The organism is Spirosoma pulveris, assembly GCF_054781875.1.
Genome location: NZ_BAAGTO010000002.1, coordinates 130,981 through 152,952 on the forward strand (window position 1 = coordinate 130,981; position 21,972 = coordinate 152,952).

The 21,972-nt window shown below is 53.8% G+C and carries 17 protein-coding genes; 5 read left to right on the forward strand and 12 right to left on the reverse strand.

Going from position 1 to position 21,972, the window contains the following annotated elements; all coding sequences use genetic code 11:
• Positions 1-3: 3 nt before the first annotated feature.
• The 4 genes from ACYVJM_RS08885 to ccoS form a co-directional block, all read right to left on the reverse strand.
• On the reverse strand, positions 4-819 hold the full coding sequence (locus ACYVJM_RS08885) for a cbb3-type cytochrome c oxidase N-terminal domain-containing protein (RefSeq protein ID WP_461147869.1): 816 nt from the start codon (positions 817-819) through the stop codon (positions 4-6).
• A gap of 15 nt (positions 820-834) precedes the next feature.
• Entirely contained in the window at positions 835-1,005 is a 171-nt protein-coding gene (locus tag ACYVJM_RS08890) for a hypothetical protein (RefSeq protein WP_012928089.1), read from the reverse strand.
• A 140-nt stretch (positions 1,006-1,145) separates the two neighbouring features.
• Entirely contained in the window at positions 1,146-3,347 is a 2,202-nt protein-coding gene (gene ccoN / locus ACYVJM_RS08895) for a cytochrome-c oxidase, cbb3-type subunit I (RefSeq protein WP_461147870.1), read from the reverse strand.
• 19 nt (positions 3,348-3,366) lie between these two features.
• Entirely contained in the window at positions 3,367-3,573 is a 207-nt protein-coding gene (gene ccoS / locus ACYVJM_RS08900) for a cbb3-type cytochrome oxidase assembly protein CcoS (RefSeq protein ID WP_461147871.1), read from the reverse strand.
• A gap of 353 nt (positions 3,574-3,926) precedes the next feature.
• Here ccoS and ACYVJM_RS08905 point away from each other — a divergent pair, with 353 nt between their 5' ends.
• The gene (locus tag ACYVJM_RS08905) at positions 3,927-4,676 is read left to right on the forward strand and encodes an acyl-CoA desaturase (protein ID WP_461147872.1); all 750 of its coding nucleotides are present in this window, start codon (positions 3,927-3,929) and stop codon (positions 4,674-4,676) included.
• A 65-nt stretch (positions 4,677-4,741) separates the two neighbouring features.
• Here ACYVJM_RS08905 and ACYVJM_RS08910 read toward each other — a convergent pair whose 3' ends face one another.
• The 5 genes from ACYVJM_RS08910 to ACYVJM_RS08930 all read right to left on the reverse strand — a co-directional run bounded on the left by ACYVJM_RS08910 (position 4,742) and on the right by ACYVJM_RS08930 (position 13,113).
• A complete protein-coding gene (locus ACYVJM_RS08910; protein WP_461147873.1) occupies positions 4,742-6,151 on the reverse strand; it encodes a DUF418 domain-containing protein in 1,410 nt (469 codons plus the stop codon).
• Positions 6,152-6,174: 23 nt separating this feature from the next.
• The gene (locus ACYVJM_RS08915; RefSeq protein WP_461147874.1) at positions 6,175-7,554 is read right to left on the reverse strand and encodes a DUF418 domain-containing protein; all 1,380 of its coding nucleotides are present in this window, start codon (positions 7,552-7,554) and stop codon (positions 6,175-6,177) included.
• Positions 7,555-7,669: 115 nt separating this feature from the next.
• Positions 7,670-9,805, reverse strand: a complete 2,136-nt coding sequence (locus ACYVJM_RS08920; RefSeq protein WP_461147875.1) for a glycoside hydrolase family 31 protein — start codon at positions 9,803-9,805, stop codon at positions 7,670-7,672.
• A 160-nt stretch (positions 9,806-9,965) separates the two neighbouring features.
• Positions 9,966-10,544: a DUF4082 domain-containing protein gene (locus ACYVJM_RS08925; protein WP_461147876.1), complete on the reverse strand. Its 579-nt coding sequence runs from the start codon at positions 10,542-10,544 to the stop codon at positions 9,966-9,968.
• 97 nt (positions 10,545-10,641) lie between these two features.
• A complete protein-coding gene (locus ACYVJM_RS08930; RefSeq protein WP_461147877.1) occupies positions 10,642-13,113 on the reverse strand; it encodes a heavy metal translocating P-type ATPase in 2,472 nt (823 codons plus the stop codon).
• 149 nt (positions 13,114-13,262) lie between these two features.
• Here ACYVJM_RS08930 and hemN point away from each other — a divergent pair, with 149 nt between their 5' ends.
• The 3 genes from hemN to ACYVJM_RS08945 are packed head-to-tail and all read left to right on the forward strand — an operon-like array spanning position 13,263 to position 15,473.
• Positions 13,263-14,645, forward strand: a complete 1,383-nt coding sequence (gene hemN / locus ACYVJM_RS08935) for an oxygen-independent coproporphyrinogen III oxidase (protein ID WP_461147878.1) — start codon at positions 13,263-13,265, stop codon at positions 14,643-14,645.
• Positions 14,646-14,661: 16 nt separating this feature from the next.
• Complete coding sequence (locus ACYVJM_RS08940) at positions 14,662-15,189, forward strand: CopD family protein (protein WP_461147879.1); 528 nt, start codon at positions 14,662-14,664, stop codon at positions 15,187-15,189.
• On the forward strand, positions 15,186-15,473 hold the full coding sequence (locus ACYVJM_RS08945; protein ID WP_461147880.1) for a hypothetical protein: 288 nt from the start codon (positions 15,186-15,188) through the stop codon (positions 15,471-15,473). The genes ACYVJM_RS08940 and ACYVJM_RS08945 overlap by 4 nt, the downstream gene beginning before the upstream one ends.
• A 113-nt stretch (positions 15,474-15,586) precedes the next feature.
• On the opposite strand, the gene ACYVJM_RS08950 is transcribed toward ACYVJM_RS08945, so the two are convergent.
• A complete protein-coding gene (locus ACYVJM_RS08950) occupies positions 15,587-16,408 on the reverse strand; it encodes a universal stress protein (protein WP_461147881.1) in 822 nt (273 codons plus the stop codon).
• Positions 16,409-16,668: 260 nt separating this feature from the next.
• On the opposite strand from ACYVJM_RS08950, the gene ACYVJM_RS08955 reads away from it, so the two are divergent.
• Positions 16,669-18,351, forward strand: a complete 1,683-nt coding sequence (locus ACYVJM_RS08955) for a hypothetical protein (protein ID WP_461147882.1) — start codon at positions 16,669-16,671, stop codon at positions 18,349-18,351.
• 80 nt (positions 18,352-18,431) lie between these two features.
• Here the strand turns inward: ACYVJM_RS08955 and ACYVJM_RS08960 are convergent, their stop codons facing one another.
• Positions 18,432-19,022, reverse strand: a complete 591-nt coding sequence (locus tag ACYVJM_RS08960) for a hypothetical protein (protein ID WP_461147883.1) — start codon at positions 19,020-19,022, stop codon at positions 18,432-18,434.
• Between the two features lie 132 nt (positions 19,023-19,154).
• Positions 19,155-21,908, reverse strand: a complete 2,754-nt coding sequence (locus tag ACYVJM_RS08965) for a family 78 glycoside hydrolase catalytic domain (RefSeq protein WP_461147884.1) — start codon at positions 21,906-21,908, stop codon at positions 19,155-19,157.
• Positions 21,909-21,972: the final 64 nt, after the last annotated feature.

The window sequence follows — 21,972 nt, forward strand, 5'->3', positions numbered from 1 at the left end:
TTATTATTTACTAGCCAGTACGGGAGCTTCTTTCTCCCCCTGGGGTGCTTTGGCTCCGGGAGGATTTGTACCCTGTAGGGTGAGGATATAACTGGCTACCTGCTGTACCTGCAAGGGGTTAAGCTGTTTCTTCCACGACATCATCCCTTTCTCGGGAACACCTTCGGTAATGGTATGAAAGACGTGCTTCATAGAGCCGCCATGCAGCCAGAATTCGTCGGTGAGGTTCGGACCAACGCCCCCCTGCCCCTGCTGCCCGTGGCAGGCGACGCAGCTTTGCAGGAACACCGCTTTACCCGCGTCGAGGGCCTTGGCGTCCTTCACGGCGGTCACGTTATTTTCGTTGATCGAGCCCGCTACTTTCTTGATGTAGGCATCGCGCTGCTGTTCGGCGATAGCGACCTCCTGGGTGTATTCCGCTGTTTGCAGATCGCCCAGGCTCGTAAGGTGAAAGACGATGATGTAGATAACGCCGAAGCCGATGGTGCCATAAAACAGGCCCATAAACCAGGGTGGTGTTGGGTTGTCCAGTTCGTGGATACCGTCGTAGGCGTGTTCCATGACCAGGTCCTGCTCCTGGCTGAGGGCATGTAAACCCGACACACGCTGCCAGAGGGTACGGGTATCGGCGGGTTTATTGGCCAGTTCCGGATTCACCGCTTTGCGAAGAATAAATAGCAGATAGAGAGCTACAGCCCCTACCAGTACCATTCCCACCAGCAGGAAGATGGACAGCGAGAGCAGAATCAGATCCTCTCCCGATTTAATATCCCACATGGCAGACGGGCCAATTGATAAAACGATAAAAAGCAGATTCATGAGCGACAATAGCGGTTAATCGGTGGATGACTCATCGAATGGCAGACGACTCATCTGCCGCATATGGTTTTTGTCGGACAGCCATAAATACAGGCCAACCAGCACGAAGAAGACAAAGAATGTCATGAACGAACCAACCATATACAGGTCCGCACCGGGTATTTTGGAGATAAATTGCTTGAACATGGGGCTTTTTGAGGGAGTTAGTAGTGAGGAGCGAGAAGTGAGGAGCCATCCGGCGGCAAGAAGAGGGAGTGAGTCGAAAAATCTTTGTTTCCGGTGGTTTTCCTGCCGCCGGACGGCTCCTCGCACCTCACTCCTAATACTTACTTTTCCATTTTCTTAATGTCCGTTCCCAGCCGTTGCAGGTAGGCGATGAGGGCTACGATTTCGCGGTCGGGCTGCACCTTGATGCCATCTTTAGCCAGTTGGCTGCTGATGTCGCCCGCCTGTTTTTGCAGGTCGTCCTGCGCGTACCGGATGGTCACATCTTCGTATGGCACACCCACTTTTTTGAGGGCTTGCAGCTTGGCTTCGGTATGGGATACGTCCAGCTTCTGTTCCAGCAACCAGGGGTACGGCGGCATAATGGAGCCGGGCGACATGGAGGCCGGGTCGCGCATGTGGTGGTAGTGCCAGGAGTTCGGGTACTTACCCCCTTCGCGGTGAAGGTCGGGACCGGTACGTTTGCTGCCCCACAGGAACGGGTGATCATAGACAAACTCACCGGCTTTGGAGTACTCACCGTAGCGCTCGGTTTCGGAACGGAACGGCCGGATCATCTGGCTGTGGCAACCTACGCAGCCCTCGCGGATGTAAAGGTCACGTCCTTCCACTTCCAGCGCCGTGTATGGCTGTATGGCGGCAATGGTTGGCACATTGCTCTTGACCATGAACGTCGGTACCATTTCGACCAGACCACCAATCAGGATAACCACCAGGGAGGCTACCAGCAGGGGGAACGGCTTGCGCTCCAGCCATCGGTGCCAGAAGGTATCGCTGCCTTCGGGTTTGTACGCGACGGCCAGGGCCGGTGCTTCGGCAGACTCGTTCGCCGTCAGCGTACCCACCGCCATCGTCTTGAACAGATTATAGCCCATCAGGATAGCGCCTACCAGATAAAGCGATCCACCAATGGCCCGCATCCGGTGCATGGGCAGCAGTTGCAGCGTCGTTTCGAGGAAGTTGCCGTAGCGGAGGGTGCTCTCAGGTGTAAATTCTTTCCACATCATCCCCTGCGTAAAGCCCGAAATGTACATGGGCACCGCGTAGAATAGGATACCGAGCGTACCGAGCCAGAAGTGAACATTCAGCAGTTTCTTCGAGTGCAGCGGTGTGTGGTACATGCGTGGAATGAGCCAGTATAGCATGGCGAAGGTCAGGAAGCCGTTCCAGCCCAGTGCCCCTACGTGAACGTGCGCTACGATCCAGTCGGTAAAGTGCGCGATGCCGTTTACATTCTTGAGCGACAGCAGCGGCCCTTCAAACGTGGCCATCCCGTAAGCGGTCAGGCCTACGACCATAAACTTAAGAATCGCATCTTCGCGAACCTTATCCCAGGCACCCCGCAGGGTCAGCAATCCGTTGATCATACCACCCCAGGACGGTGCAATGAGCATGATGGAAAACACAACACCCAATGACTGCGCCCAGTCGGGCAGGGAGCTATACAGCAAATGGTGAGGGCCCGCCCAGATATACAGGAATATCAGCGCCCAGAAGTGGAGAATGGACAGACGATATGAATACACCGGCCGGTTCGCCATTTTAGGCAGGAAGTAGTACATCATGCCCAGATACGGCGTGGTCAGGAAGAACGCAACGGCATTGTGACCGTACCACCACTGCACCAGCGCATCCTGAACACCCGCGTACATCGAATAGCTTTTCAGAAAGCTGACGGGCATTTCCATCGAGTTGACGATGTGCAGCACGGCAACGGTCACGAACGTAGCGATGTAAAACCAAATAGCTACGTACAGGTGGCGCTCCCGCCGTTTCACAATCGTACCGAACATATTGATACCGAAAACGACCCAGATCAGCGTAATGGCAATGTCGATGGGCCATTCGAGTTCAGCGTATTCTTTAGAGGTCGTCAAACCCAATGGCAGCGTAGCCACCGCCGACAGAATAATTAGCTGCCAGCCCCAGAAGTGAATTTTGCTGAGCAGGTCCGAAAACATCCGGGCTTTGCAGAGCCGCTGCAGCGAATAATAGACCCCCATAAAAATGGCGTTGCCCACAAAGGCGAAAATAACGGCATTGGTGTGCAGGGGACGTATCCGCCCGAAGGTGGTGTACTGATTACCCAGGTTGGCGGCTGGTGCAAAGAGCTGACTGGCCACGATTACCCCGACGAGCATACCGATGATCCCCCAGATAATGGAGGCCACGGCGAAGTTGCGCACGATGGTGTTGTCGTAGGCAAATCGTTCAATGACGGGTCGCTGGCCCGGTGGTGGCTGCCCGATGGCGGACCGATCGGGCGAAATGACTTGAAGTGGTTGATTGCTTGTAACGTTCATACGGCAGTAGCGGATTTTTTTAGGCTGTCCGGCTTAGCGGTTTAGTTGTTAGTGGCGTCTGGGGCAGTGTTGCGGGTTCGTCCGGCAGCTCATCGTCGAGCAGCATCCGGAGCGAAGGCGTATACAGGTCGTCCTGCTGGCCGGTTCGCATCGACCAGATGAACGCACCCAGAAACCCCAGTGCCATTAGCAGACTAATTCCGATCATGAAGAAGATAATAGACATACCCATTCGCGTTTGACACCCCAAAAGTGGGGGTCATCCGATCAGCTTTCGATGAGTTTGGTCAGGTAGGAAATTGATAAAATTCAGGTAGTCAGGCGAGTTGATTCTTATCAATCCGCAATCTGATGCACGTCAGTTTTTGACCCGAAAAAACCCTTCAGCTTTGCGGAATCAAGGTATTTCCAATACGTCAAGTCGCCCTCTCCTGGGTAAGGGTCATCCTGCCCCCAATCAAAAACAGGCCGAGACTGTATCCGTATCGAAACCCTTGACACTGTCTTTTAACTACAGCCTCTTATCGATGGCATCTGCCCTGCGCACCACCGGTTTCTGAGGCCCCATGACTTCCCACAATGATTATTATTGCTTTTTTTCTGGCGCACTGGTATCTGTCGGTACTGATGCAAACGTTTTTTCTCCACCGCTATGCCGCTCACCAGATGTTCACCATGAGCCCCGGCTGGGAAAAGTTTTTCTATGTGCTCACCTTTATCGGACAGGGCTCATCGTTCCTGAGCCCCCGCGCCTATGGCATCATGCACCGGCTCCACCACGCCCACGCGGATACTGAATTTGACCCGCACTCGCCCGAGTACTCCAACAACCTTTTCGACATGATGTGGAAAACCCGGACGTTTTACAACGACATCCTGAACAACCGCGATACAATTCCGGCGAAGTTCAAAAAGGGAGTGCCCAACTGGCCCTTTATGGAATGGCTCGGCGACCGCTGGCCCGTGCGACTGGCCTGGGGAACATTTTATACCCTGTTTTACATTCAGTTTGCTCCCTCGCCCTGGTTTTTCCTGCTGCTGCCGGTGCATTTCCTGATGGGACCGGTACACGGCGCCATTATCAACTGGTACGCGCACCGTTACGGCTACACGAACTTCAAGCTGGATGATACGGCCAAGAACCTGCTGCCGTTCGATTTCCTGATGATGGGCGAATCCTATCACAATAACCACCACAAATACGGTGGCCGTCCCAATTTCGGCGGTTTTCGTTGGCACGAGTTCGACCCCGCCTACCCGCTTATTCTGCTGCTCAATAAAATAGGGGTACTCAAACTCCGGCTCGGGCGCGACGAAGCGTATATGTAAACAGTTGTGGCGCGGGAGTCTTTTCCCGCGCCACAACTGTTTACATGACAATCAATACTATTCAATTACTCCACCGCCACGCTCCGGCGCATGGGCTGCCGTTTCCAGTAAGTGAGTGAACGCCAGAGCCATTCGAACGGACCGAACCGGAAATAATGTAGCCAGATGGGCGACAGGATCAGTTGGAATACCCACACCCCGGCAACTACGTAATACAGTTCGTGGAAGGCCATTTTTCCGTAATAACCCAGGCCATAACCGTGAAATAGGAGCGTACAGATAATTGACTGCATCAGGTAATTGGTAAAGGCCATTTGGCCCACCGCCGTCAGCGCCCGCATGAGCCAGGGCACAAGTTGCGAACGATACACCAACAGCAGCAGGCTCGCATGGCCGAGTGCCAGCAGAACCCGCCGTAGGTCATACACCTGAAAGGGAATAGTCCGGTAATTATCGACAATCTGCCCGGCATGCTGTGCCCAGTCGACCTGCGCCTTCGTGTAAAACCAACTGATGGGCAACCCCAACCCGTAGCCGATGAGGAGCGTGACAACGTAGGTGGAGGTCGGTAGTTTATTGGCGAAAAAGCCCCAGCCCAGCAGGGCCATCCCGATAAACATCATCAGCAGCATATCCCAACTGCCGTAGTAGGTATAGAATGTTTCGGACGAGCTGTTTTCTGGTAACAGATGCATAAAGACCGTGCCATAGCCGGAGCGCATTTCGGCTAATTCTTTCGCTTCTTTTTTGGGGTCCGGCTTAAAGCCCTTCTCAAAATTTTCCCAGGCAGTTTTGGCCTCTTTCTGTTTATCCGTCAGCTTTTTATGGGCTTTCTCCTGCTTCACCGCTTCCAGATACCCCGCCCGATTTGTCCGTAGTTCGCTGTACCACAATTCGGTACGAATGGAGTTCAGCCCCATGCACAGAACGGCCAGGGCGATCAGCCAGCCCGCTTTTACCCGACGAAAAGGGTACAGAATCATCCCGCAAAGGCCATAAAAGAACAGGATATCCCCACGCCATAGAAATACGTAGGCGTTGATGACCCCGAACAACACCAGCCATAACAGCCGACGGTAGTAATACTCGGCTACGGTTGGGCCATTGATCTGTTCGCGCTTATTCTGGGTAAAGAGCACCATACCGGCCCCGAACAGCATCGAAAACAGGCCGCGCATGGTTCCTTCAAAGCCAAGGCTAACGATAACAAAGGCATAAAAGTCGGGCCCGGCCGGGTTGTTCATCAATCGGTTGAAGCCCGATGGCAGAAAGCCGAAACCCGGCATGTTCATCATCAGAATCCCCAGCAGGGCCAGGCTCCGGATCAGGTCGATCGTTTCGATACGCGCGGCTTTGTCCACCGGTTGGGGCGCGGCCGATGCCTGAACCGTATCCTGGTCGTTGGCAGGCAGGCTCGTCGTTAGCTCCGGCACAGCCTTGTCGGCGGTTATGGGTAAAACAGGATTGATTTCCATCGAATGAGGTGGTTAGAGGTGGGTCAGGAGAAAGCGGGCGATATGGGCAAAGTCGTTTCAGTCAGCCGCATCGGTTGCCGTCTGCCGTAGGTAAGGGTACGCCAGAGCCATTCGAGCGGACCGAACCGAAAAGCCTTCAGCCAGACGAGACTAAAAACGATCTGAATCAGCCAAACCTCCGCTACCACGATGTACAGTTGATAAAACTTCAGATCGCCAAAGTAGCCCAGGCCGTAGCCATAGAAAAACAACGTACAAAGCACGCTCTGCATCAGGTAATTGGTAAAGGCCATCTGCCCCACGGCACCCAGTGCCTTCCACAACCATATGCCAACCCCGGCCCGGTAGGCCAGCAGTACCAAACTGGCCCAGCCAATGGCCGAAAACGCCCGTTCGAAAGGCATCAGCACATGAGCAACCGGTAGCCTGGTACCGCTGATAAACTTTGTAAAATCGACCACTTCGAGTTCGTGGGAAGGCAGCGAAATCCAGGCCATTGCCTGACCGATCAGGAGCCCGCCAAGCGCCAAAAACACGTACTGACGGGTGGTAAGCCGATTGGACAGAAACCCCCATTTGAAGAGGGCCATGCCCAGTAACATCATGGAGATAACGTCCCAGATGCCCTCCTGGTAGAAGAATGGAGCTTCCATCTGCTTGATTTTAGTGGCCTGATGCACCCAAACGGTAGCGTAGTCGGAGCGCATCGCCAGCACATCGGCTTTATCCGCTTTTCTGTCGTACTGATGCCCTTTTACCAGACCTTCCCAGGCCGACTTGGCTTCTTTCTGTTCATCCGTGAGCTTTACCTTTTTATTCTTTTTTTCGAGAGCCGCTACCGGCCGAAATTTTTCGTATTTATGCTTCTGTTCGGCAAACTGCCAGTAGAGTTTGCCACTGTAAAGTAAACCGGTCACAACGGCACAAATAAGTAACGCCCGGGGCGACAACCGGATAAAAGGGAAAAGAAAGATCCCTACGATGCCGTAATGAAAAAGAATATCATAATGCCACAGCAACCCCCAGGCATTGACGAGTCCGAAAACGATGAGCCACAGTTGACGGCGGATGAACAATTCGGGGGCATCCATTTCCGAACCACCGCGGGTCTTGGTCAGAAACAGGATGATTCCAGCCCCAAACAGTATGGAAAACAGGGCGCGCATCTTGCTCTCGAACAGCACATGCACCAGGGTCAGCAGCCAGTAGTTACCACCATGCGGGTTACGGATAAGCTGATCCAGACTGGCGTCTGTAAGCCCGAAGGCCTGAATATTCATGAGCAGGATACCGAGCAGGGCAACACCCCGCAATATATCGAGCGTTCGGATGCGTTCCGTCTGGGCAACCGGATGAACGGCCGGGACAAACGCACCGGGCTGCTGTGAGCGTAGAGTTTCCATTGAGCGTGCAGGGGCAAGGGAACAGTAACAAAGTCAATTGATTACCAGTCCAATATGCCACTATCATCGCTATTTTCAACCAACACTTTAGTAAACGGCGGTAAGGCACGTACCGTTACTTCGTCATTTGCACGAATGTAACCGCGCCAATGGTATTTGGCTTGCCGGGTTCGGGAGCCGAGATACGTCCCTGAATACCGGCCTGCCCATTTGTCGTTACCCGGATTTCCCGGAAGCTGTACTGGCCCCGTTCGTAGTTAAACGTTTCGCCGTCATCGTCGTAGAGCCGGTATGCCCCCGGTTTGCTACCGTAATACCGAACCTCGATGGGTACCGTTTCTCCGGCTTTGGGCGCGTGAAGCCGGGCGGGCATCATGGGCACAATACCGCCGTCTTTTACGTACACCGGAATACGCTCCAGGCCGGGCGTTGCCGTGATCTGCTGACCGTTACCCACCAGCTCGCCGGTGTAGAAATCGTACCAGTTGCCTTTGGGCAGGGTCACCAGCCTGCTTGTCTGCCCGGCAAATAAAGGAGCCACCAGCAGGTTTTCGCCCGCCATGTACTGATCTTTTACCTCCCGGCGGATAGCCAGCGCGTAGGGGTTATCGTTTAGATTCTCATTGACCACGGCCGTACGCACATCAGCCAGAAAGCCTTCTTCCAGACTCATGGCCCGGAAAGGCGGTGTACCGTCGAAGTGGTATTTGGCAAATTCACTGTACCAGTAGGGCATCATCTGCATCCGCAGTAGCGCCATGTCCTGCACCGACTTGCTCACATCGGCAAACGACCAGGGTTTGGTACCGCTCGCCCACGCATTGATCATCGCCAGGGGCGAAAAGACGACCGTCTGAAACCGGCGCAGCCATTCTTCACTGGTTGACGAAGCCCGCACTTCCGGCGTCCACAACACCCCACAAAAGCTACTGGTAATGAGCGCCGTAATAAAGTCTTCGTGCTTATAATAGTCGTTGTAAATAACATACGGGAAGGAAGCCCCGCCCGCATTCGACGCCCGCACCAGCCCATAGGTACGTGTGTTTTTTTGGTGGTATATATCCGTGCTGTACCGCTGCATCAGCAGTCCGTAGGTTTGCCGCATCTGCTCCGCCGAATGGCCCGATGGGAAGGTGGCAACGTCGGGCCAGAGCCACGAATCATAGCCGTCCACTTCGTCAATCTTGTACCCACTTACCCCCGGCCCGATGCCATCTTTAGCCAGTTGCCCGAAGAAAATGCGCCGGGCTTCGGGAAGCGTGAAATCCGGCACCACACCCGACCAGACCGTGTGCGAGGCCGTCAGCGGACGAATGGCTTTGTAAATCGACGCACTGGGCGCTATGTAGGGGTTGATCCAGAGATTGGTTCGAATGCCTTTACGTTGCATCGCTTTCAGAAAACCGTTTGGGTCGGGGTAGCGGGTTTTGTCCCACTCGAACGTACCCGGATACGACTTGCTTTGCCAGCCCGGCTCCAGCCCGATCACATCCAGCGGAAAGCCCTTTTGCTCAAATTCATCGGCTTCGGCCTGCACCTGCTCAGCCGTATTCAACGACTTCACCCGCTGCTGAAAACCCAGTCCCCAGCGCGGAGGCAGGCAGCCGCCCCCGGAGAAAAGATTGTACCGCCGAACCACATCGAGCGGTTTTGGCCCGCCAAACACGTAAAACTCCACCCCGGCGGCAGGTACCACAATCTCTACGGCATCGGAATAAGGGCTGGCCGTCCAGCTTTTATCCGTATTCCGGTCTTTGGCTTCGGGCGCATCGGGGCTGTCTTTGCGGGCCGCCGAACCAGCATACACAGTCAGGTAACGGGCCGAATTAATGAATACGCCGTAGCCTTTCGAGGAGACGTAAAAAGGCGTGGGCGCGTGGGTGCGCCCGTTATCGGACCCGCCGAAGTGGTCCATATGCAGGTTCAGTATACGTCCCCGCTGGTGTACAGTCTGGAAATTAAGGCCGAAGCCATAGAGTTGTTCGGTACGGTCCAGGGGGAAACGCAGGTACGTTTTACCATCAATAATCTGGGTGACAATAGCGGGTTTGGGCAATGGAAAGTCGGCCGCACCCAGCCGGATCAGGGCCGACGCGTTGGGCGATGTACCGGCAGCCGTCAATAAATTATACGCTTCGGGCTTCCCGATGGTGCCTTTCCAGACGCCGGGCTGTACGAGTGTCCAGACAACCGCCTGACCTTGGGCGAAATTGAAGGACAGAAGAACTATCAGGAAAACTCTAACGACCATGACTAAACGCAACTATAAAGTGGGAATTGGACGGGCGATCTGAAAAGCAGAAAATCCGCATAGGCTTACTTATCAAGGGCGGTGATGCAAGCGACAAACGTCACCTATATCACCGCCCTTGGTAAGTAGTCAAGCTAATCTATTGAACCGACCAAACCAGTCAGTCAGGGATGAACGTGAACTCCGGATAGCCGTAGAGTTCATATTTCACGTTTGTGACGACATCCGGAAACAACACAGTTGCCGTATTTCGGTAGCAGGCGTTGTAAACCAGAATGCTCCCTTTCGTGAACGGCATGAAATCGGAACTGCCGGTCTTGTAGGCAAAACCGTATTTCTTATTGGCCCCGCCCGACTGGTTATTGATGCTGATAACGTATTTTTTGTTGGCCGCCAGGGCTAGCGACTCAACATCATTGAGTGTTAGTTTATCGGGTGTGGTCTGCTCGATGGTCTTCTGCCGAAGGACAGCCTTCGTATCGAAGTGCCACACAACGATCCGGTACGAACCGGGTTCCGGCATTTTGCTGCCCACCTGGGTCAATTTACCAGCCACCGATGAGCTAAAGACGACGCCCAGCTCCCAAGGGCCGGATGTGCGTGTTCCTGATGTAATTGAACTCTCGGCACCAATGAAGTTTGTAATGGCATTTTCAGTTGGCTTTACGGCTTCTTTTGTCGTGCAGCCGGTCAGGCTTGCTGCTCCCAGCAAAAACCCGAGTAATAATCCTGTTCTCATAATCTAGAATCGTAGATAAGTTTCTTTTCTAGACCATTGGTCGCAGGACTACTCTCGGGTGGAAACAGAGGCAGGTATGGATTGAGGGAACGGTAAATTAGTGAGCAGTACCCGAATGAGCTTTACCCCACAGCCGCATGCCTACCGTGGCAATGAGCACCATGGTAGCCGAACTAAGCGGCATCAGTACGGCAGCAACGATCGGCGAGAGATGCCCCGCAGCCGCGAACGACAACCCGACCAGATTATACAGCAGCGACACCCCGAAACTAAACCGGATAAGCCGCATGGCAAACTGGCTGTAGCGCAGGTAGGTCGGAAGCTGACGCAGCGAGCGGGCTTCCAGAATGGCGTCGCTGGCGGGTGTGAACCGAAGGGTATCATCCGTCACGGCAATGCCTATATCGGCCTGTTTGAGCGCACCGGCATCGTTGAGGCCATCGCCAATCATCAGCACGTGATGTCCTTTTGCCTGGAGTTCCCGAATAAACCGGAGCTTATCGTCCGGGCTACAGCCAAACCGCATGGCGTCATCGGCAAACCAGCTTCGGAGTTCGGTACGGGCGGTACTGGTGTCGCCGGATAACAGGTAGAGCTGCTTGCCATTCCCGACAAACGACGTCAGCATACTCGCCAGCCCTTCGCGTAGGGGGGCCGCAATGTTGAACTGCCCCCGGTACGTTCCGTCGATACTGACATGCACCGACGGCCCGCTTTTCTGATCGACGCCCCCCACAAAAGTCGCGCTTCCGACTTTAACGACCTGATCGTCGACCAGTCCAACAACCCCTTTGCCGGGCATTTCCGTAAAGTTTTCGACAAGCATTGGCGGGCATTCGGCCAGGAACTGACGCAGTCGCTGGCTCAGCGGATGCGCCGACTGGTTAATGACAGCCCGAACCATGGCCCGCTCAAGACTGGTGAGTGGTTTTGTGAACGACTCCGTTACAATGTCCGAAGCGGGTGTGGTGAGGGTTCCCGTTTTATCGAAAACAATGGTATCGCAGTGGGTGAGCTGCTCGATTACATCGGCATTTTTAAGGAAGACCCCCTGTTTGCTCAGCCACCGCAGGCCATGCCCCAGCGCGACCGGATAGGATAGCGAAAGCACACACGGGCAGGCCACAATGAGGATGGCCGTAAACGCGTTGACGGCGGTGGTTGGTTGACCGGCCCAAACGTACCAGTAGGCACCCACCAGGGTAGCCAGCGAGAGTACGGTTATCGTAAAATAGGTGCCAACGGCATCGGCAAATGTTTTGGCGCGGTTGGGCTTCTCTTTCCGAAAGGTATCGCTGTTCCAGAGCTGCGTAAGGTAGCTGTGCGATACATCCCGAACGATTTCAAGATCGATACTCCCCCCCATCTGCCGTCCACCGGCATACAGGAGCGCACCGGGGTCTTTAGACTCCGGCTCCGACTCGCCGGTTACGAACGAATAGTCGATGAGGCCAGTACCCCGGTATAACAGGCTGTCGGCCGGAATCAGATCGCCGTGCCGAACCCGAATGCGATCACCTTTCTGCAAATCTGCCACCGGAACGGGCGTTTCCTGGTCTGGAGCGTTGGGCAGAGGGGATTGGAAAGAGGGAGTTGGCTTGCTCGAAATTCCTGACTCTTCACCCTTTCCCCGCTGTCCCAGCCGCGTTACGGCCAGGGGGAAGTAGGATTTATAATCGCGCTCGAACGATAGGAAATCGTAAGTACGCTGCTGGAACCACTTGCCGCACAGCAGGAAAAAAATAAGCCCCGTAACCGAATCATAATAGCCTGCCCCACCCAAAGCAAGCACCTCGTAGGTACCCCGGAAATACGCGACCAGAATACCGAGCAGAATAGGAAAGTCGATATTGATAATCCCCCGTCTCAGACTTTTCCAGACCGATTCAAAGTAACCCGACCCGGAATAGAAGACGACGGGCGTAGCGAGTACCAGATTCAGGATTCCGAACAGATGTTTGAAATCCGGATCGTTGAGGCCCAGGTATTCGGGGAAGCTAAACAGCATAATGTTTCCCGCGCAAAAACCCGCCAGCGCCAGCCGGTAGAGCAGCGGCCGGTAACTGGGTTTCTGGCCCTGCTTCACCACATCGTCCAGACTGATCAGCGGCTCGTACCCCAGCGACGTCAGCAGCTCGGCTACCTGCCGCAGGGAAAGCTGACCGGGACTGTACATAAGATGCACCTGCTTTTTCAGAAAATCGACGCGCGTTTGCCGCACCGCCGGTTCTATGCGGTACAGGTGTTCGAGCAGCCACAGGCAGGAGGAGCAGTGGATGGATGGCACATAGAAGGTTACATGAGCCACACTTTCATTCTGGAAATCAATCAGGTTACCGGCAATATCGGGATGATCCAGAAAGGCAAGCCGTTCAATCTTGGGCGTCTTGCCTGGTGCCGGATTTAAGTCGTAATACTGGCAAAGCTGGTGTTTATTAAGAATCTGATACACCGTTTGGCAACCCGAGCAGCAAAATGGCTTATCGTTAACATAAATCGTTTCGGTATCGGAAGGGCATTCGTTGCCGCAGTGGTAGCAAACAGTTTTGGGGGGTGCAGCTGTCATCATAATCACCTGAAATTTCCCCAAAATTGACTCGATCAGTCTCAACATGAGCTGACATAAATCAGGATTTCAGTTGATTAAACCACCGCGTAGGCCAGTTGGGTAAATACGACTTTTGTAGCCTCAGGCAGCTTTGGCTGCCGGATTTCCCCATGAGCGATTCACTGATTGCCAAATATAACGTAGCGGGTCCGCGCTACACCAGCTACCCCACCGTACCTTTCTGGAACACAGCCGCGTTTACCCGTGAAGACTGGCAAAAGCGGTTGACAACGGCCTTCGCCAACAGTAATTACTCGGCCGGGATCAGCCTGTATATTCACCTGCCCTTCTGCGAAAGTCTGTGTACATTTTGCGGCTGCAACAAACGCATCACCCGAAACCACAACGTAGAGGAACCGTATGTGGATGCGCTGCTCAGCGAGTGGGAGATGTACTGCGACTGGCTTCCGGAGCGGCCCCGCATTGCCGAACTACACCTTGGCGGAGGCACACCCAGCTTTTTTTCGCCCCATGAGCTGCGTCGGTTACTGACCGGCATCTTCCGCTGGGCCGATCCGATACCCACCACAGCCACCAGCGGCCCCGATTTTGGTTGGGAGGGTCACCCTAACAACACAACGGCCGAACACCTGCAAACGCTTTATGAATACGGATTTCGGCGCGTGAGCTTCGGCGTTCAGGACTACGACCCGGTGGTGCAGAAAGCTATTCACCGCCACCAGCCGTTTGCCAATGTGAAACGGGTTACCGAACAGGCCCGGGCCATCGGTTACACTTCCATCAGCCACGATCTTGTGTTCGGCCTGCCCTTTCAGCAGCAGTCGTCCATTCAGGATACCATCACCTGGACGCTCTCCCTCCGACCCGACCGGATTGCGTTCTATTCGTATGCGCATGTGCCCTGGATCAAAGGAACGGGGCAGCGGGGATTTGCGGATACCGATCTACCGGGTGCCGACACCAAGCGAGCCTTGTATGAAACAGGCCGCGCCCTGCTCGAAGCCGGTGGATACACCGAAATTGGTATGGACCATTTCGCCCTGCCGCACGATTCGCTCCACAAAGCCATGCATACCGGACAACTGCACCGGAATTTCATGGGGTACACCACCACCCAAACCGACATCCTGCTGGGACTGGGGGCATCGGCCATTAGCGACATAGGAACGGCGTTTATGCAAAACCAGAAAGACATCGGCAGCTATCAGGATGAACTGACGCACAACCGATTACCCACCTTCAAAGGTCACCTGCTCACCAGCGAGGATACGCCGATCCGGCAGCATATCCTGAATATCATGTGTCGCTTTGAAACCCGCTGGTCGACCCTGGAATGGACACCTGCCGAGTGGAGCGCCATCAGTCATCAACTCGACGATTTACGAGCCGATGGGTTGCTGGTATACGACGAAACCGGACTCTGGGTACAACCGGAAGGGCGACCGTTTCTGCGCAACATCTGTATGGTGTTCGACCGTTATCTAACCCGAAATCCGGTAACAGCAATGCCCATTTTCTCCAGTACGGTATAAATGTACCTTTGTTGCCATGACGTTTTTCTACCTCAAGGCCCTGCACATCATTTTCGTGGTAACCTGGTTTGCCGGACTTTTTTACATCCCCCGTCTGTTCATCTACTTCACCGAAGCCGCCGACCAGCCCGAAGCGGCCCGACAGGTGCTGCAAACTCAGTTTGCCCTCATGCAGCGTCGGCTTTGGTACGGCATTACGTGGCCGTCGGCGTTGATTACGCTCGTTCTGGGTTTGAGTACCTGGTATAACTACGGGGCAACACCGCCCTGGCTGGCAGTTAAGCTGGCGTTTGTAGCGAGCTTGTACGCTTATCACCTGGCTTGCCATGTGATCTTTCGGCAGCAACAGCGCGGGGAGTTACGTTACAGTTCCACTCAACTCCGAATCTGGAACGAAGTAGCCACGCTGTTGCTGTTCAGCATCGTTTTTCTGGTGGTTCTCAAAGATGTGTTAAGTCTGGCCTGGGGCATGCTCGGCCTGGTAGTGTTTATGGGGCTGCTGCTGGCGGGCATCTGGGGGTACAAGCGCCTGAGGGAACGGTGATCGCTATAGGGTTATCCATCTTCGGTAACTTTCGTGCTTCGCGACAGACTCTCCTTTTTGTAGACCGCCACCACAACAACCCCGATCACCGTAACGAGGATGCCCGTTTAGGCGCTTACATCGGCGGTGTTGAGGTTGGTCATGAATACGATATTCATACCGTGGGAAATGCACAGGCCACTACATTACCTCCCGAGGAGTTGAATAGCCAGGTAAACAGCACAGACCCCGTAGCCAGACTGAACAGCCAGCCCGGAACCCCGCCCACATCCATATGGCTGTAGTAGGTAATAAGCCGACCAGAACAGCCAGGACAGCAAATAAGCGAGCGTATAAAACCGGACTACACGCCCCCGGGTCGAAAGCGTATGGACGTGTGTGTCTTAGCCATAAAGCATTACACAATGGCCAGCAGCGGAATATCGGTTAGCCGGGCCATCCGCTCGGTTTGGCCCTCCACGAACAACCGTCTGAACCAGCTGTGCGTCTGAGGTATCATCATGATCAGGTCGGCCTTGTTCTCGTGAGCGAATGTCAGCAGCGTATCGTAGATATCTTCATCTAACAGGATAGTCATCGTATGCGGTACCGACACCATCAGTTCCCGGATGTGTTCGGCCCTTGTCCGAACGCGGGCATCGGCCGGCTGCGGGTAAATGCACAACAGATTGACCACGGAGCCAAACTGCCGAGCAAACCGAAGCGCTGTATCGAGGGCTACAGCGTTGGGGGGCGTATCGAGATCAACGCCCAGGACCACGTTTTTCACATCGGCGTACCCAACAGAAGGCGGAACAAGCAACAGGGGCACCGTGGTTTCGGCCACCATACTCGTGGCCACACTGCCCATAAGTTGAGCACTTTGTGGGGCTGTACCGGTCGTGGACATAATGATCAAATCGGCCTTTTCGGCTTCCGCAACTTCCCGAATGGCCGGTATGGGGTAGCCTTCTTTTGTAATGCAGTGAATGGGAACATCAGTCCCGTACTGTTCCGTTAATGTATGTGCCAGATGAGTGAGTAAACTCTGCTTGTCGTCGTGCATAGCTTTTGCACTTAACGGAAAGTCCATTCCCGTTTCGGCCGGATTGCCGGGCCAGAAATGAAACGCGTGCATCAGGATTAGGGTCGCCTTCTGCGCCTGAGCAAGTTGCATGGCAAAGTGAGCGACTTTATTGGCATTGGACGAGAAGTCGGTAGCTAAAACGATGGTTTTCATACGAGCGAGTTTTACCTGAGTTAAGGCTAAGCGCCACCGATTCCGGGGTTTGCTTATTGTGCAAAACAAGCGCAGCTAGTTCATTATCAACCTGATACAAGTCAGTTTAATTATTGATTTTAGCAAGCAAAACCAGGTCATCTGCTTAGCAGTCTACTACCGGGTTAGTATTCAAACAGGGTGGCATCGGCGAATGGCTGGAGCCTGATGAGTAAGGGTTTGAGCAACTCTTCTTCTGGCAATACTGACAATCAACACGTATGAATCTCCGCAACCTTTTCCTGGCAACCCTGCTCCTGACCAGCTTTTGGGGGTATACTCAAACCCCGCACATTACCGGCGACGTGTATATATCCATCAAGAATGGCACATTTAAAGCCGATCTTGACGTGTCGAGGCTCCCCAAAACGCCAAATTACGCCATTCGGCTAAACGCGGGTATGAACATCCAGTTCTTCAGAGATAGTACCGACTCGTTTTCGTACACGTCGGCGCGGGAGTACAAACCAGACAAGTCCGATGAGAGTTTTCAATACTGGTTTCCCGACAAGGACCAGAAGGGCCGGTACTTGCCCGGCCGATTTAAGGTAAGCTATGTAGGCGCCTTCCCCGTTTCGGGCGACTCTGCGAAACGCAGCGAATGGGGTGACTGGAAAGGGAACATCGCCTTTAACGGGAAAACCCTGCGAGCCGCTGAACAAACGGCCTGGTACCCGATCCTGTACGACATCACAGAAGACAAAGACTATCAGAATGTCACGTTCGACCTAACCATTCATGCGCCCGATGCGAAAGCCATCTACCTGAACGGCTGTCCACCGCAGTATAGCCAGCAGGCTCGATTCCGGTCTGACCGCCCCTTTCCGCTGCTCCTGTTTGTCGGCGATTTCGATTTCCGAAAGGAGAAAAACACGTATCTGCTCAATACGACGCTCACCGCACCACAGGCCGGTGTGCTTGATGGCTGGTTCTCCCGAATTAAAGGGTATTACGCACAGAACCTTCAGATTCCATACGGAGCCGACATTACCCTGCTGGCCAGCACCCCTGTTTCCAAACGCAACGACTGGCTGTTTGTTACCTACCCAACCATTGCCAGCGTCAGCCCGAAAGGCTGGCTGAACACGATGGTCGACCCCAAAAAGCTGACGTTAGCCGACTCATCCCTTTTATCCTACATGGCGCATGAGTTAGGGCACTATTATTTTGGATCGGTCGTAACGCCAAATTCTACGCTGCGCTGGGCCTTTCTGGAAGGCATGACGGAATACATCTCCCTGCAAGCCACCCGCGACCTGATTGGGCAGAGTTTTTACGACCGTCAGCTTAAACGTTATGTTGGCGCAACGAAAGACATGACCCACTTCACGCCTTTACGGAAGATCAACGCACCGGACGAAATCAGTGAGACGTACCGCTACCAATACATCCCGTTGCTGTTAACCGCTCTGGAGCAGAAAATTGGCCGTCAACAGATGTGGAAATGGCTCCAGACTATTCTTAAACTGTCAAACGGAACAACAGACTATAACCTGTTCAGAAGCAGTTTGCTGAAAAGCGGGGTTACCGATAAAGTGGTCACCGATTTTGAAGAAACCTATTTGAGCACCGATAACAGCCGGGCTGCTCTGCTGGCTCTTTTTAAACCCACCAGCACCACCTATTATTACTGGGGGCTCTCCAAAGAAGTACTGAAAGCGGGGAACAGCCGAAAACCGCAAGCCTTTTACACCGCCATCAAACAGATGAAACTGGACGATGAGGAAATCAAAAAGGCCAGCAAACAGTACAATACCTACGTGCAGAGCCATTGCGATCCAGCCAACGAAATGTGCACCAGCGACTTCAATTATTACGAAAGCATGGAGGATGCCCAGCGCGCGCAGACAAGGTGGCTCAGTAACCTAGGCGATAAATACACGGTAAAAAAGGCTGACTATTAACCTGTACGTCGTTGGTAAGTATAGTCTGTAAAACAGGTTCGGGGCGGATCTGACACGTTGCTGTGTCAGATCCGATTCCCTTAAAACCGATACGCGCCCGTCAGGCCAGCACTCGACGAGTTGAACCCGGCCTGGAAACTGTAAATGGTGTTACCATTACCAAAAGAGCCGCTGGCTGTGATGGACGGAATAAGTTCAGCACTGACATACCATCGTGGATTGATAGTATACTGTGCTCCCAGCACAAAGCCGATGCCCACCGTAGGCGTTACAACCAGTATATTGGACCCAGTATAGGTTGTCGTTCCACCGGCTCCGTTATCAATTGTCAGGGTTCCCGTGTTCGATGAACTCAGCCCAACACTGGCAATCAACTCGGTACCGTAGATGAACTGAAGTTTATCCGAAAGAGCCCGACGCTTTTCTTTCCCCATCGCTCCACCTGCCGAAAATCCGATGATCGAATTGCTACGCACAAAGTTGGCACTCAGATTGCCAAAGGCCAGCCGATACCGCCGATAGGTATTTTCGTCAAGCTTCTTTTTGTAAACCATACCAAAGCTGTCGAAGCTAGTGAGCCGTAGACCCACCTCACGGGTTGGAGAATCCTGTGCATACAGTGTAGATGTGATTAAAAGGCCGGTTGCCAGTACAATAGAGAAAAGCTTCATAAACGTTTTACTAAGTTTGATTTAGCCTTAAACTTATTAAAACATGATTAAATCATCCTATTTTTAACGACAAATAATACAGAAAAAACAGGCTTGTTTAGTACCGGATTCCTCAGCGTGGTATCGGTTCCCTCAAAAACCGGAACTGGTAAATGTATACGTGCCCGAACCAACGTTTAGCTTCACATAACCGGGTTCCGTTCCGACAACCGCCAGGCCCGCGGCTCCCAGGGGTTTGCCCGCTTCCTGGACAGCCTCCGCATTTTTCGCCGGAACATAGATCGTGGCCGTGGTATTGGCGGGGATGTCGACAGTTAGGGTCAAACCATCTGAAGCCCGTTTCCAACCGGAGCGAACCGTACCGTAATAAGTTTTTAAACTGGCTTCTGCCGAGGTGAAGCCCCCGCCCGGCTGCGGTTTGATGATCGTGTGCTTGTACCCCGTTTTAGTTTCGTCGGTGTCGATGCCCGTAATGGTGCGGTACATCCAGTCGCCCACAGCGCCGTAGGCATAGTGGTTGAACGAGGTCATGGACGGGCTTTGAAACGTGCTGTCCGGCTTCATCGAATCCCAGCGCTCCCAGATGGTCGTAGCCCCCATCTTGACCGGATACAACCAGGATGGATACGTATCCTGCAACAGCAATTTATAGGCCACATCGGTACGGCCAAACCGGCTCAGTACCGGACACAGAAAAGGCGTACCCAGAAAACCCGTTGTCAGGTGATTCTCATATTTTTTTACATTGTCGACCAGTCGGTCAACGGCCTGTTCCCGTTTGTTTTCGGGCAGCATATCGAATTGCAGGGCCAGCACATAGGCGGTTTGGGTATCCGAAATCAATCGGCCGCTGGGCGTCATGTAAGCCTGTTGAAAGGCCTGTTTGATCCGTTCCAGCAAAGCCGTGTAATGGGCGGCATCATCTGTTTTGCCCAGTACTGCAGCGGTCTTCCGCATCAGATCGGTACTGTAGGCGTAAAAGCATTGCGCCACCAGATGCACATCCGTAAACGCGGACTTGGCTTCAAAAGCCGGGCTACCCTCTGTCGTAACGAACGACAGCCAGTCGCCAAACTGAAAACCCTCGCTCCAGAGGTCGTTTTTCGCCACCTTTTCCATGTACATCTGGTAAGCCTTCATACTGGCGTACTGCTGGTCAATCAGCCGCCGGTCGCCGTAAGAAACGTACATGTTCCAGGGAATAATGATGCTCGCATCCGACCAGCCAGCGGCTCCGGCCATACTGGGGTTTGGCCCCCTGAGTACGTCGGGGATCACAAAGGGCACCGCCCCATTGGGAAACTGATCGGCCGAAACATCTTTAAGCCATTTGGTAAAGAAGCTGTTCACGCCAAAATTGAACGCTGCTGTCCGCGAGAATACTTCGGCATCGCCGGTCCAGCCCAGCCGTTCGTCGCGTTGGGGGCAATCGGTAGGCACATCGAGAAAATTACCGCGCTGCCCCCACTGAATGTTACTTTGCAATTGGTTGATGAGCGGGTTGGACGTGGTAAACTCGCCGGTTTTTGGCATGTCGGAATACAGGGTTACGGCTGTAAAATCGGCGGGGTTGACTGGGCCGGTCAAGCCGTCTACCTGCACATACCGGAAGCCGAAGAAGGTGAAATGGGGTTCCAGCGTTTCGGTACCGCCTTTGAGCAGATAAGTCGCCTGGGCTTTGGCGGTACGCAGATTTTCCAGATAGGGATTACCAAATTTATCGAGCATTTCCACGTGTGAAAGGACGATCTTATCACCCGCTTTACCCGTTACGTGCAGTTGCACCCAGCCCACCAGATTCTGTCCAAAATCAAGCACTGTTTTCCCCTTCGGCGTGGTGATCACCTTTAGGGGCTTTACGGTTTCGTGTCGGCGGATGGGTTCGTTGTAGTTTGCTACCAGATTCGTGTAGCCAAACGGCTTAACGACTACACCCGACCAGTTGGCATCGGTATAATCGGGCAGGGTCCAGCCTATTTTTTCGAGCCGCGAATCGTACACTTCGCCGTCGTAAATCTCGGAAAAACGGACGGGGCCAGTGGACGATTTCCAGCTCTCATCCGTACGAATCGTTTCCGAACTTCCGTCGGTGTAGGTGATGGCCAGTTGCCCCAGCAGGGCCAGCTCTTTGCCGTATATATTTTTCTGATCGGCCCAGCCCATTCGTCCGCGATACCAGCCGCTGCCCAGCGTTACACCAATGGCATTCGGCCCTTGGTTCAACAGGTTCGAAACATCGTAAGTCTGGTATTGCAAATGCTGGTTGTAGCTGGTCCAGCCGGGTGTGAGGTAAGCGTCGCCAACGCGCTTCCCATTGATCTGCGCTTCATAGATGCCATGCGCCGTCATGTATAGAACGGCCGAGCGCACTTTTTTCGAAGCGGCAAAGGTTTTCCGGAACATAGGGCTGGGGCTATGAACACTATCGCCGGGGAAACCCTGCTGAATCCAGCTGGCTTTCCAGTTGGCGGCACTCATCAGACCGGTTTGCCAGTAGGCGGGCGCACTCCAGGCCGACGGTTTGGCGGACGTATTATCCCAGACCCGCACCTGCCAGTAATACCGCTGGCTGGGTTGGAGGGCAGACCCGGCATAAGGCACATGAACAGATTGTTCGGACGCTACCCGGCCCGATTGCCAGCTTGCTCCTTTAGCCGCCGATGCGGCATCGGTACCAACCCGGATCTCATAAGCCGTTTGCAGCACATTGCGTTTGGTCGTAACGAGCTGCCAGCTTAAGCGGGGAATTGTCACATCCAGCCCAACGGGATTGGTGCGATTTTCGGTGAGCAGATGCTGAACGCTAACCTGCGCGAACAGGCGGGTTACAACCAGCAGTAAGGTGAATGAAGGGAAGAGTCGGCTAAAAAAGGGGATACGGCTCATAAGGCAGTTATGTAATTCAACAAAGATAAAGTTTACCTTTTCAAACTACTTTCACACACCTACC

Coding starts and splice junctions, on each gene's coding strand:
- ACYVJM_RS08890 (WP_012928089.1), bottom strand. CDS start 1,005: ATGTTCAAGCAATTTATCTCCAAAATACCCGGTGCGGACCTGTATATG.
- ccoN (WP_461147870.1), bottom strand. CDS start 3,347: ATGAACGTTACAAGCAATCAACCACTTCAAGTCATTTCGCCCGATCGG.
- ACYVJM_RS08885 (WP_461147869.1), bottom strand. CDS start 819: ATGAATCTGCTTTTTATCGTTTTATCAATTGGCCCGTCTGCCATGTGG.
- ACYVJM_RS08940 (WP_461147879.1), top strand. CDS start 14,662: ATGACGTTTTTCTACCTCAAGGCCCTGCACATCATTTTCGTGGTAACC.
- ACYVJM_RS08965 (WP_461147884.1), bottom strand. CDS start 21,908: ATGAGCCGTATCCCCTTTTTTAGCCGACTCTTCCCTTCATTCACCTTA.
- ACYVJM_RS08960 (WP_461147883.1), bottom strand. CDS start 19,022: ATGAAGCTTTTCTCTATTGTACTGGCAACCGGCCTTTTAATCACATCT.
- ACYVJM_RS08910 (WP_461147873.1), bottom strand. CDS start 6,151: ATGGAAATCAATCCTGTTTTACCCATAACCGCCGACAAGGCTGTGCCG.
- ACYVJM_RS08950 (WP_461147881.1), bottom strand. CDS start 16,408: ATGAAAACCATCGTTTTAGCTACCGACTTCTCGTCCAATGCCAATAAA.
- ACYVJM_RS08930 (WP_461147877.1), bottom strand. CDS start 13,113: ATGATGACAGCTGCACCCCCCAAAACTGTTTGCTACCACTGCGGCAAC.
- ccoS (WP_461147871.1), bottom strand. CDS start 3,573: ATGTCTATTATCTTCTTCATGATCGGAATTAGTCTGCTAATGGCACTG.
- ACYVJM_RS08955 (WP_461147882.1), top strand. CDS start 16,669: ATGAATCTCCGCAACCTTTTCCTGGCAACCCTGCTCCTGACCAGCTTT.
- hemN (WP_461147878.1), top strand. CDS start 13,263: ATGAGCGATTCACTGATTGCCAAATATAACGTAGCGGGTCCGCGCTAC.
- ACYVJM_RS08915 (WP_461147874.1), bottom strand. CDS start 7,554: ATGGAAACTCTACGCTCACAGCAGCCCGGTGCGTTTGTCCCGGCCGTT.
- ACYVJM_RS08920 (WP_461147875.1), bottom strand. CDS start 9,805: ATGGTCGTTAGAGTTTTCCTGATAGTTCTTCTGTCCTTCAATTTCGCC.
- ACYVJM_RS08925 (WP_461147876.1), bottom strand. CDS start 10,544: ATGAGAACAGGATTATTACTCGGGTTTTTGCTGGGAGCAGCAAGCCTG.
- ACYVJM_RS08905 (WP_461147872.1), top strand. CDS start 3,927: ATGATTATTATTGCTTTTTTTCTGGCGCACTGGTATCTGTCGGTACTG.